General features: G+C 47.5%; 12 protein-coding genes and 1 pseudogene. 7 read left to right on the forward strand and 6 right to left on the reverse strand.

Features of this window, described 5'->3' with window-relative positions:
• Positions 1 to 5 precede the first annotated feature (5 nt).
• A complete protein-coding gene (locus tag ACR2PX_RS13620) occupies positions 6 to 212 on the forward strand; it encodes a cold-shock protein (RefSeq protein ID WP_034834851.1) in 207 nt (68 codons plus the stop codon).
• A 340-nt stretch (positions 213 to 552) separates the two neighbouring features.
• Here ACR2PX_RS13620 and ACR2PX_RS13625 read toward each other — a convergent pair whose 3' ends face one another.
• On the reverse strand, positions 553 to 870 hold the full coding sequence (locus ACR2PX_RS13625; protein ID WP_433999898.1) for a hypothetical protein: 318 nt from the start codon (positions 868 to 870) through the stop codon (positions 553 to 555).
• A 290-nt stretch (positions 871 to 1,160) separates the two neighbouring features.
• On the opposite strand from ACR2PX_RS13625, the gene ACR2PX_RS13630 reads away from it, so the two are divergent.
• The 3 genes from ACR2PX_RS13630 to ACR2PX_RS13640 all read left to right on the forward strand — a co-directional run bounded on the left by ACR2PX_RS13630 (position 1,161) and on the right by ACR2PX_RS13640 (position 6,029).
• A complete protein-coding gene (locus ACR2PX_RS13630; RefSeq protein WP_433999899.1) occupies positions 1,161 to 3,422 on the forward strand; it encodes a nitric-oxide reductase large subunit in 2,262 nt (753 codons plus the stop codon).
• 236 nt (positions 3,423 to 3,658) lie between these two features.
• On the forward strand, positions 3,659 to 5,023 hold the full coding sequence (locus tag ACR2PX_RS13635) for a leucyl aminopeptidase family protein (RefSeq protein ID WP_433999900.1): 1,365 nt from the start codon (positions 3,659 to 3,661) through the stop codon (positions 5,021 to 5,023).
• Between the two features lie 388 nt (positions 5,024 to 5,411).
• Positions 5,412 to 6,029 carry a hypothetical protein gene (locus tag ACR2PX_RS13640; RefSeq protein ID WP_433999901.1) on the forward strand — a complete coding sequence of 206 codons (618 nt, stop codon included), beginning with the start codon at positions 5,412 to 5,414 and terminating at the stop codon, positions 6,027 to 6,029.
• A gap of 40 nt (positions 6,030 to 6,069) precedes the next feature.
• Here the strand turns inward: ACR2PX_RS13640 and ACR2PX_RS13645 are convergent, their stop codons facing one another.
• Positions 6,070 to 7,278, reverse strand: a complete 1,209-nt coding sequence (locus tag ACR2PX_RS13645) for an MFS transporter (protein WP_433999902.1) — start codon at positions 7,276 to 7,278, stop codon at positions 6,070 to 6,072.
• 103 nt (positions 7,279 to 7,381) lie between these two features.
• Here ACR2PX_RS13645 and ACR2PX_RS13650 point away from each other — a divergent pair, with 103 nt between their 5' ends.
• The 3 genes from ACR2PX_RS13650 (at position 7,382) to ACR2PX_RS13660 (ending at position 9,192) form a co-directional block, all read left to right on the forward strand.
• Positions 7,382 to 8,263, forward strand: a complete 882-nt coding sequence (locus ACR2PX_RS13650; protein ID WP_433999903.1) for a LysR family transcriptional regulator — start codon at positions 7,382 to 7,384, stop codon at positions 8,261 to 8,263.
• Positions 8,264 to 8,343: 80 nt separating this feature from the next.
• A complete protein-coding gene (locus ACR2PX_RS13655) occupies positions 8,344 to 8,886 on the forward strand; it encodes a hypothetical protein (protein ID WP_433999904.1) in 543 nt (180 codons plus the stop codon).
• A gap of 9 nt (positions 8,887 to 8,895) precedes the next feature.
• Positions 8,896 to 9,192, forward strand: a complete 297-nt coding sequence (locus ACR2PX_RS13660) for a DUF6482 family protein (RefSeq protein WP_433999905.1) — start codon at positions 8,896 to 8,898, stop codon at positions 9,190 to 9,192.
• On the opposite strand, the gene ACR2PX_RS13665 is transcribed toward ACR2PX_RS13660, so the two are convergent.
• From ACR2PX_RS13665 to ACR2PX_RS13680, 4 genes and pseudogenes are all read right to left on the reverse strand, one after another.
• The gene (locus ACR2PX_RS13665; RefSeq protein ID WP_433999906.1) at positions 9,158 to 9,451 is read right to left on the reverse strand and encodes a hypothetical protein; all 294 of its coding nucleotides are present in this window, start codon (positions 9,449 to 9,451) and stop codon (positions 9,158 to 9,160) included. The two genes, ACR2PX_RS13660 and ACR2PX_RS13665, sit on opposite strands and share 35 nt — an antisense overlap.
• Positions 9,448 to 9,675, reverse strand: coding sequence for a DUF2905 family protein (locus ACR2PX_RS13670; RefSeq protein ID WP_433999907.1), 228 nt, complete (start codon positions 9,673 to 9,675; stop codon positions 9,448 to 9,450). Before ACR2PX_RS13670 ends, ACR2PX_RS13665 begins: the two co-directional genes overlap by 4 nt.
• A gap of 126 nt (positions 9,676 to 9,801) precedes the next feature.
• Positions 9,802 to 10,362: a hypothetical protein gene (locus ACR2PX_RS13675; RefSeq protein ID WP_433999908.1), complete on the reverse strand. Its 561-nt coding sequence runs from the start codon at positions 10,360 to 10,362 to the stop codon at positions 9,802 to 9,804.
• A gap of 198 nt (positions 10,363 to 10,560) precedes the next feature.
• Positions 10,561 to 10,804: pseudogene (locus ACR2PX_RS13680) on the reverse strand (IS701 family transposase); the annotation flags it as partial.

The following is a 10,804-nucleotide window of genomic DNA, read 5'->3' on the forward strand; positions in this document are numbered from 1 at the left end:
TTATTATGTCTACTACTACCGGTACTGTTAAGTGGTTCAACGAAGAGAAAGGTTTTGGTTTCATCGCTCAGGAAAACGGTCCTGACGTGTTTGCCCATTTCCGTCAGATCGTTGGCGACGGTTTCAAGACTCTGAAAGAAGGCCAGCAGGTTGAATTTCGAGTGACTCAGGGCCAGAAAGGTCCTCAAGCAGAAGACATCCGTCCTCTGTAAAGGTTAAGCTGCATACTATGTAGCTGACTTGCTTCACATAATGTGAAGAGAGAAAGGCAATACCTCCGGGTGTTGCCTTTTTTGCGTTTAAGGGAAATGTAAAAAGGAAAAGCCAAGGCCACCACTAATATGTGGCAGGAGCTTGAATTATTTAACCCGGAAGGGAGCAGAGTTATGGCTACCGTCATGGTCAATATTAGTAGTCGTCATGTTCAGGGGGCTTCTATTGTGATGATAAAAGGAGTGTCTGAGAGAGTGGGGGAGAAGGTATTTTTCCGATAAGGGAACTAAAGAGGGTAGCGCCGGAGTTGGCGCAATATGAGGTCGAGGTGAAACGCGGTCAGGATACTGTTGTTTTCATTTTCTTCCGGGATGTGGGTGAAGTTTCATACAGACTGTAATCCGTCGTATCACCTTGCCAGATATGAGCTTTATCTTGTCTGGCCTGCTCAATGGTTTTATCAAAAATATCCAGGTGAATCTGCTCCATCAATCCCTGGAGTTCGTCGTTTGTTATCAGTTCCATAAAAACGCCAGCGTGCATAAAGCCTTCGCAGCGATGCTTCACGGAAGCAGACAGCTTTTGAGAACGCTTTGAGGCGTTGAACAATTCCCTGAGCCTTCTTTCAACTTCTGTAAGAAATGTATTTTTATCCATAGAGTCTATTTTCGATATCCTTCAAAACTTTGTTGTCACTTTCCTGCACTCTATCGCAGTGTATGTATGATGTTCATAGATTTGTCTATAGATATAGAATCTTGTTTTTATTCTACGTGAATCATTGATCATCCTCTTCTGTTTTACAGTCTGGAAATTTCGAGAATAATCCGTACTGGGCATTCATAAATACGACACATACCCGATTCATCTATCCTTTGATCGTTCAGGGTCCTGTTTCGAGATAGGGCTTCTATTTCTGTTTATCCAATTAAAGTGTGGAATGGTTTATGGATTATCGTCGTACATTTACCCTGCCACGGCTCTGGTGGATTCTTTTCGTTCTGGTTTTTGCTTCATTTGTCGTTTTGCTGTTTGTAGGTGGACGACTGTATCAGGTAGCCCCACCTGTTCCCGAGAAAGTGGTGACCAGTACGGGTGAGGTCATATTCACCAGACAGGATATCCAGGAAGGCATGGATGTCTGGAGAAGTCTGGGTGGGATGCAGCTGGGTTCTGTCTGGGGCCATGGGGCCTATCTAGCACCTGACTGGACTGCTGATTTTCTGCATCGAGAAGCGGAGGCCATTATTGAGCGTCGTTCGGGTAGAAAACCGAGTGCTCTGACTGAGCCCCAGCTTGCCCGCTACTCGGCCATTCTCGGGTCAGAACTGAAGGTCAACACATATAACCCTGAAACCGGTGTGATTGTTCTATCAGAAGAGCGGGAGCGGGCCATACGGTCAGTGCAAAAACACTACCTGGGCCTGTTTGGGGCGAATAACTCAATAGACTTCCACAAACTCAGGATTGCCTATGCCATTCAGGAAAAACCTCTGGGTCTGAATCCCGACCAGGCTATTCTCAAGCTTTCATCCTTCTGGTGGTGGACTGCCTGGGCATCAGTGACTCAAAGGCCTGATGACAAGGTGAGTTATACCAATAACTGGCCCCATGAGCCGCTGGTTAATAACACTCCCACTGCCTTTTCCTTTTTGTGGACGTTTTTATCGATTGTTATTCTTATCGCGGCCATAGGTCTTTTATGCTGGTTTTTCAATCGACAGCGGGCCACCTGGGAAGATGACCTGGTTCCTGAAGCGGGTTATTCGACTTCAGATCCATTGGAATTCATACAGCCCACTTCATCCATGAAAGCCTGTACAGGTTACTTTTGGATTGTCATTCTACTCATTGGTTTTCAGATTCTATTAGGCGCGGTAACAGCCCATTATGCTGTTGAAGGGCAGGATTTCTATGGGATTCCCTTATCAGAATGGTTTCCTTATTCTCTGACCAGAACCTGGCACGTGCAGCTGGCTGTTTTATGGATCGCTACTGCCTGGCTGGGAGCAGGGCTTTATGCTGTTCCTTTAATTGCAGGAAAGGAGCCCAGGTTTCAGGCTATTGGCGTCTGGTTATTGCTGCTGGCGTTGTTAGTGGCAGTGGTGGGCTCATTGTTTGGTGAGTGGGCTGCAATTCAGGGTTTGATCAAGGATCCAGTCATCAATTTCTGGTTCGGTCATCAGGGGTATGAATTTCTGGATCTTGGTCGCTTCTGGCAATGGTTGATCTTTCTGGGTCTGCTGATCTGGTTGGGCTTGATGGCCAGGGGGATTTTACCTGCAATCTGTCGTAAGGAAGATGATGGACATCTTCTGCTTCTACTGTTCCTGTCTTCTGCTGCTGTTGCCCTTTTGTATGGTGTCGGATTGTTGTATGACCGCCATACTCATCTGACACTGGCTGAATATTGGCGCTGGTGGGTTGTACATCTTTGGGTAGAAGGTATCTTTGAAGTGTTTGCTGCAGCCTGGGTAAGCTGGATCTTCGTGAAGATTGGCTTAATCAGAGCAAGTACAGCGGCGATCTACGTTATTTTTTCAACAGCTGTTTTTCTGGGTGGTGGTGTCCTGGGTACCTTCCATCATCTCTATTTTGCGGGTACTCCGGAGTCTGTTTTGGCACTGGGAGCGGTATTCTCTGCACTGGAGGTGGTGCCTCTGGCATTGATCGCTTTTGATGCCCATGATCACTGGCAGTTAAAGCAGGCTTCTCCCTGGGTGGCCAAATACCGTTTGCCATTAATGTTTTTTCTGGCCGTGGCTTTCTGGAATCTGGTCGGTGCAGGTGTTCTGGGCTTCCTTATAAACCCGCCATTGGCTTTGTACTATCTGCAGGGGCTTCAAACCACGCCAACCCATGGTCATGCGGCACTGTTTGGTGTCTATGGTATGTTGGGTATTGGTATGATGCTCTTCTGTCTCCGTGGACTAAGACATCAAGGCTGGTCTGACAAATTACTGTTATGGGTCTTCTGGTTACTCAATGGTGGGTTGGCATTAATGGTGTTTGGCTCACTATTGCCTCAGGGCCTGATTCAAGGCTATGTGTCGTTTAGTGAGGGTTACTGGTATGCCCGATCTCCTGAGTTACTTCATTCTCCCCTGATGCAGACATTGGTCTGGATTCGAGTTCCGGGAGACGTTGTTTTTGCCCTGGGGGCACTTCTGCTTTTGATCTTTATGATTCGTCTCTACCGTAAGGTTTGATAAACAGAGACCTTATTTTTTCAAATATTAAGTAAAATAGGCTTTTGTCGTTTCCGAATAGGCTGTGTTCACTGGCATGGCCCTTGAGGCTTTGATAACATGAGCGGCAAATGGCAATATTGCGGTTTGCCTTTGCTTCTATGACTGCACAAGGTGCGCAGGTTATCTTCATTCTGTGTCCCTTCTTTCGATATTGTCTCCTTTCAATCCCTTATATTCCCAAATGGTAGAGACCTATGCTTTCCTATTTGCTGGCTGGTGACCACGGTATTCCCCTGACTCTGGTGGAAACTTCAGATTTCGATCGCTGGTTTGATGAGCAGCCAGAAGCTCTTCAGAACTGGCTGACCTGCACGGACTACAAAGGGAAGGGCGTCAGTCTGATTCCTGGCGAAGAAGGTGTCATGAGTCAGGTGATTGTGGGTGTTGCAGATCTGTCCAGTCACTTTATCTGTGGTGATCTGGTCAACCAGTTGCCTGCTGGAGACTATAAACTGCAGGGTGACGACAATCAGCTGAAACTGGCTGCTTTCAGCTGGGGGCTGGGCGCTTATCAGTTTGATCGTTATAAAAAAGCTGATGAAAAAGAGCGTCCAAGACTGATTCTGCCGAGTCAGGCCCAGGTTGAAGAAGCTGAAAAGTTCGTGAAAGCGGTTGCCGTTGTCCGTGATCTGGTGAACACCCCCGCTGGCGATATGATGCCGGAACATCTGGGTGAAACCGTTGAAAAACTGGCAGAAGAATTTGGTGCCAAAGTCAGTCAGATCGTAGGTGATGAACTGCTGACCCAGAATTACCCCACTATTCATGCCGTGGGTCGTGCCAGTACCCATGCTCCGCGCCTGATTGATATGGCATGGGGTGATGAGAAGCATCCATTAATTACTCTGGTTGGTAAGGGTGTCTGCTTCGACAGTGGTGGTCTGGACATGAAAGGTGCAGCGGGTATGCGCCTGATGAAAAAGGATATGGGCGGTGCAGCCCATGTGATCGGGTTGGCTCGTCTGATTATGGACTTCAACCTGCCTGTTCGTCTGAGAATGCTCATTCCAGCCGTTGAAAATGCGGTTGCCGGAAATGCTCTGCGTCCTGGTGACGTGGTTAAAACACGTCAGGGTCTGACTGTCGAGATTCACAACACTGATGCTGAAGGCCGTCTGGTACTGTGTGAAGCACTGACAGAAGCCAGTACAGAAAATCCTGAAATGATTGTCGATTTTGCCACTCTGACAGGAGCCTGCCGTGTTGCTCTGGGCACTGAAGTTGGTGGTTTTTACACCGGCGATACTGCTCTGGCGTGTGAACTGATGCAGGCTGGTGATAAAACAGACGATCCTGTCTGGCGCATGCCGTTACACAAGGGCTACAAGTACATGCTCAAGAGTGAAATCGCCGACATGACCAACTGCGCTAAAGAGCCGTACGGGGGCTCAATTACTGCTGCTCTTTATCTGCAGGAGTTTGTTGGCAAGAACATTCCCTGGGTTCACTTTGATATCATGGCCTGGAATATTCGCAATCAGCCAGGTCGCCCGGTAGGCGGAGAAGCCTTTGGTGTTCGTGCCGTGTTTGAAGTACTGCAGGACCGTTACGGCAAATAACGCTTTGCTGTCTGTAAAAGCCACTCCCTGATTTCAGGCAGTGGCTTTTTTATGAGCTTTTGTTTTCTGGCTGACTATTAAAATCGCGCGGCGCTTGCAGATACCTATTTCATAACGATGAAGAAGTTTATCTGAGGGGGAGCCATGTCAGGCGGCATTCAATTTGATTCTTCAATCCCCTCTGGTATTCCCGGTGGAGTCTCTAACCCGGATATTTCATAAACTGCCCCGAATCTCGCGCAGGCATTTGTCGCTCTAAGGGATTTTGCGAAGGAGTGCCGTACCGGGGAGTACGGTCGACTGAGTAAAACTCCCTTAGATCGGCAAAGGGCAAGTGAGAACGGGAGCATGTTTATGAAATATCCGGGCTAAGGCTCCGACGACCGAAGTGGGCAAAACCGGAAGTGGTCAGTCGGTCTCTACGCTTCAGGACGTTACTCCAAAGATTCCAAAATCAGCTAAACCGTCTGATTTCCCTTCAACGGATCTGTCTGCCCGGAAACTCTCTATTCCGAACAATCAGTCTTCATTACCTTCCATCCAACCGAAAGAGTCAAATACACCTGAGGAAGCACCACCTGTTGATGAAGTGCTTCAGGAGAAGGTTCCCCGATCGTTCAAGAAGAAGCTGGCCGATGCGGCCCGGAAACTCAAATCGAAAACCTATGGGGATCTAAAGCGATGGATATTGGGGCAGAAATTCAAGCCGATGCCTCAGGGTTTGATCGATCGAGTTTCCTATGACAGTAAAATGCAGGGCATGGCGACTGAGAGAAATCAGATGCTTGCCACCCTGAGTGAATTAAAAGGAGAGCTCAGAAGTCTGAAGGATGAACTCTCCAGCCATAAAAAAGATTCACCACGTTATCAGGAAATCAAAGCCCAGTTAAAAAGTATTCCCGAGGATCGGGAAAGGTTGAAGGAAGAAATCGTCGCACACAATAAAGAAATGATGGCGGATCTACCACGATTCGCTAAGGTTGAGCGCCAGGTAAAAGGGCTTTAAGAGTCTTTCACCTTGGCTACAACATTCGCGCCTTTACCATTCAGGGCGTAGCCATGGTGGGTGTCTGATGGGTCGGGTCATACTTTTTCAATCTGAAACACATCCAGTACATCGCCCCGTAAAGAGTCATTGAGCCCATTAACACCCCTGGCCAAGCCGCTTTCTCCCAGCAGGCGATGAGCAGGAACCCTCCCAGACTGCCTCCCAGATAATAGGCAACAAGATACAGAGCGGTAGCGGTAGCTTTGGCACGTGTCGCATGATGACTGACCCAGCCATAAGCAAGAGAGTGAACAAAAAAAGCCCCTGAACTGATCAGCAGCAGTCCGATTATGATCGCAGTTAATTCCTGAAAGCAGGCTATCCATACCCCCGTCATACTGATGAAAGTCCCGATCAATAGGCCCTGAGTGGTCGTGTGTTTCTTACGCCAGTGTCCACTGAGTCTGGAAGAAAGGGTGCCACTCAGGTAACAGAGAAAAATCAATGAGGTCCAACCCAGCGGAAGCGAGTAGGGTGGTGCAATCAGCCGAAGCCCCATCACAGTGTATAGATTGACGAACAGGGCAAAGTTCAGCCCTCCAATCAACACTGCCAGTAGCAGCTTAGGATTGTGGAGATGCTCGGCAATAATGCGAGTGCCTCCTTTAACACTGAATCCGGATTCTTTTTGAAAATGAGTTGCTTTGGGCAATAGCGCATAGACAATCAAAGCACACATCAGACTGAACAGAGCCATGGCGGCAACCGCTGTCTGCCAGTTCCAGTGTTCAGACACTAATCCCCCAAAGATCCGGCCGCTGATACCTCCCAGGGAGTTAGCACTGATATAAGTACCCACAGCCATCATAAGCGCATTTTGTGTGAACTCTTCTGCCATATAAGCCACTGCAACGGCAGCAAATCCTGCCAGGGCGACACCCAGCAGAGCTCTGGCAATAATCATAGAGGTCAGATTGTCTGAAAGGAGAATACCCAGCCCTGCCAGAGGTACCAGCGCCAGGCTGATCATCATAACAGGGTAGCGTCCCAGCTTTTCTGAAAGAATGGCCCAGGGCAGCAGCGTGAGTGCCAGTCCTGTTGTGCTTGCCGCCAGTAAACCATTGGCCTTGAGTACAGAAACCGAGAACTGAGTGGCCATGACCGGTATCAGGGGTTGAAACAGGTAAAGGTTGCAGAAAATCAGGAAAGATCCCAGAGCCAGGGCTAAAGTTGCTTTTCGATAAGAGGGGGTGGCGAGATCGATCATGTCTTTACGGCTGTTTGGTTAGAACGATCGTTAGAATAAGATGTTTGGAGTAATAAAAAAAATATATAATAAATATGGATACTATATATTTTGGATATGCATAGTGAATATTCGATACCTCCGCTATTTCATCAAAGTGGCCGAAACCCTGAACTTCACCCGGGCTGCTGAGCAACTGCATATCGCCCAGCCTGCTCTCAGTATTGCCATTAAAAAACTCGAGCAGGAGCTGGACATTACACTGTTCCACCGTCAGGAGCGGAAAGTCTCATTAACCTATGAAGGCCAGGTGTTGCTGGAGCATGCCCATTCAATCATGCAACAGATTGAGAGTGCCCGATTAGCCATGGATGAACTCAAGGGGTTGGAGAAAGGAGAGGTCAGGCTGGGAGTACCCAGTATGATGGGCTCTTACTTTTTTCCCGATATCCTGATGGCATTTAAAACCCGTTATCCCAGTATCAAGTTGAGAATGGTAGAAGCCGGAACCCAGTCCATCCGAAAGATGTTGGTGAAGGGAGAGCTGGATTTGGGGGTGGTGGTGAACAGAAATGTTCCGGATACTCTGGCGACAGAGCATCTTCTGGACTCAGAGATGGTCGCTGTAGTCAGTGAAGCCCACCGATTCAACAAACTGTCATCAGTCTCTTTCAAGCAATTTTTCAGTGAAGATCTGGTGATGTTCAGGGAAGGGTATTTCCATCGTGAGCTGGCCGACGAAATTTGTCAGAAGCATCAGTTGGAAGCAAAAACTGCGGTTGAAACCAATCTTTTGCCCATGATCCTGAAAATTGTTGAAAGCAATCATGCCATATCCCCCCTGCTTGAACTGGTCGCGCAAAGTGAGCACCAAATCAGATCTGTACCGTTTTCTGAACCGGTCAAGCTTGAAATTGTGATGGCCTGGCGTAAAAACGGCTATTTGTCTCTGGCTGACAGAACCTTTAAGGAGTTTGTGAAAGAGCGGTGTGCCAAGCCACTCTGATGAATTTCGGGTGATCCAAATTCACCGGCTTTGCGTACAAGTAGCCATCTTGGATCGAATCACCGGAAAAGGATGTCCGTATGATAAGAATACTTTATCGAGTGCCTGATCTGCCATGTGCCCAAAAACTTAACGAATTGGTTGAGTCTCAGGGTGTATCCCACAATCACATCCATATCGCTCACAAAGATCATCTGACGTTGCAGAAAAAATACCTCAATGATCTTTCTTTCCTGGAAGAATACGACACAGTTCATTCTGGTGAGCGAGGATTTCTGGTTGGTATTATATTAACAGTGCTGGCCGGACTTTCGGTCTATGAATTAATGGAAGGGCACCCGGTTGCCTCGATGATTACTTTGTTTGCATGCCTGGTAGTACTGGGATACTCCACCTGGCTGGGGGGCTTGATAGGCGCTTCCAGTGACAACTACAGGCTTCAACCCTTTCACGACCACCTGGATAAAGGTGGCAGTGTGGTGATGTTGGATGTAGCTCCTGACTCAGCCTCAACATTAATGCATACCGTTGCACAGCATATGCCTGAGGCTGTACCTGCTGGCAGGAGCCAGACGCTGGATAACCCTTTTAAGGGATCTTGGTTTCTCAGAAAACATTCGTGAGGCTAGGTTATGAACTTGAAAACGCTGACTGCAGTTGTTCGCCAGAAACCGGTTCACCTTGAGCTGATTTCAGCTGAAGGTGATATCTATCTCTGTCGGATAAACGACAAAGAGTGGCTTACTGATGGTGCAGAAGAAAAGCCCAAAATATTTCACAGCATCTTCGAAGCAAAGCACGCTCTGGGTAAGAACCTGTCCGATCAACTGGATATGGTGATGTCCACAACCTACGACGAAATGATCAGTTCAGGTGACACCTCTGACGGTAAAGCTATTCGTCATGGGCTTTCAAAAATTGATCAATAGCTTTGCACCAGCTGTTGCTTGATCGGTCGGGCAGCAGGTTCTGATCTCGTAAATCCAATCTGAATTCTACGACCGAGCGCCATTCCAGGGAACCAGGATCAGGGCCATGGCCCATGCCATCACCTGTCGGTACCCTGGATTCCACATACTCATACCAGCTCTCGGTGCACATCGACTTCGGTTCTTTTCCATTATGAGAAGAACAGCCAGCCAGCAAACAGCCAATGGATAAACCTGCCAGGAGATAGTTAGGTTTCATGGCCACTGCTCTCTATTTATTGCCATAGATTGAGGATCACTGTGAATAATAATCATGGAGATGACAGGTATGAAGACCAGGAAGTTCTCACTTTTCCAGTACAGATCGGCGGGAAGACGACAAAACCCTTTCAGCCACCAGGGTGCAAAATGCAGAACCAGCCCTGAGAAAATCAATAACTTTACCAACACTACTGCCTTGCTAAGTCTGGCATAAACCGCCATGAGCGAAGAAAAATATTTTGCGCCACCTTCCAGTATGAAAAATGGTCAGCAAAATATTTTTCACGGTAAAGTATGCCTTATTTTCGCAGGTTGGCCAGAAAGTCTGGTCACAGCATGAATGGTTATCTATGGATTGACCCTTGCAAACCGACCTGTGGAGTAATACCAGCCAAATATGAAGATGTTGTACCAGTTCCGAAGGCTGAAATCCTCAATATCATTAACAATCGTCAGAGGATGATAAAAGGCTCTGTCAGGGTTATGACTGAAGAAGCCAATACGGTTTTCGAAGGGTTCCTGAAAATAAAAGTCTACAGCACCGTTGATCACAGTCTGAGTAAGAAGTGTCTGTAAAACAAACCCGGTGTTTTTGCCTACAAACTGATTCAGCATCTCCTTTATTTTTCCGAAAAAGAAATGGTATGAGGTGTAACTGACGCCTGTCAGAGTGGCGTATTTTTGATCAAAATGTTTGGTCAGGGCTAACATCTCTTTTTCCCCGTTGCCAACGGCTATAGGAGCTGTTGCTCCCAGCGAGTTGGTTTGTCCACTCAGAGGTATCTTTAGAATCTCTCTCGCTTCCTGCATGAGGAATGCAAGAAAGTATTGCGCTTGTTCAAGCTCAACATCAAAGAGAGCAAACTTAATGTGTTCTGACAGGGTTTCCTTGGTGAGTTCCGAGGCCATGGAGTCTTCCGCTGAGAGCTTGGAAGAGCCTTCACCGAGATAGAGATAATGCTCCAGGCCTACGAATTGCTCAAAGCCCTTGATATGAGCGATGAATGCCTTGACAACAGCTTTCTTGATATGGGTATAACGGGCTCCAGAGATGGCCGAGATAACCCGGCCGGGCGTAATACCTTTCTGATAACCAATATAAGTAACTCATGTTACGCACTTCATCGTCTGAAGCTCCTGGAACGATGATTTCAGTGCCGAAAGATAAAGCTTTGCTCGCAGCTCAAAGTGGTTCAAATGAAGCTTATTAGCCAAAACCTCAAGGCGAAATGCAGAATATATCGACATAAACAGATGATTGCTCTGCGTCAGAACCGTATGACTCGGTGATTCTGCCATGGCGGCATTGGATTTGAGCGTTTTATGGAAGACTTCAACTTTCCACCTTTTT

This window comes from Endozoicomonas sp. (genome assembly GCF_051008435.1).
In the GTDB taxonomy this organism is placed as follows: domain Bacteria; phylum Pseudomonadota; class Gammaproteobacteria; order Pseudomonadales; family Endozoicomonadaceae; genus Endozoicomonas_A.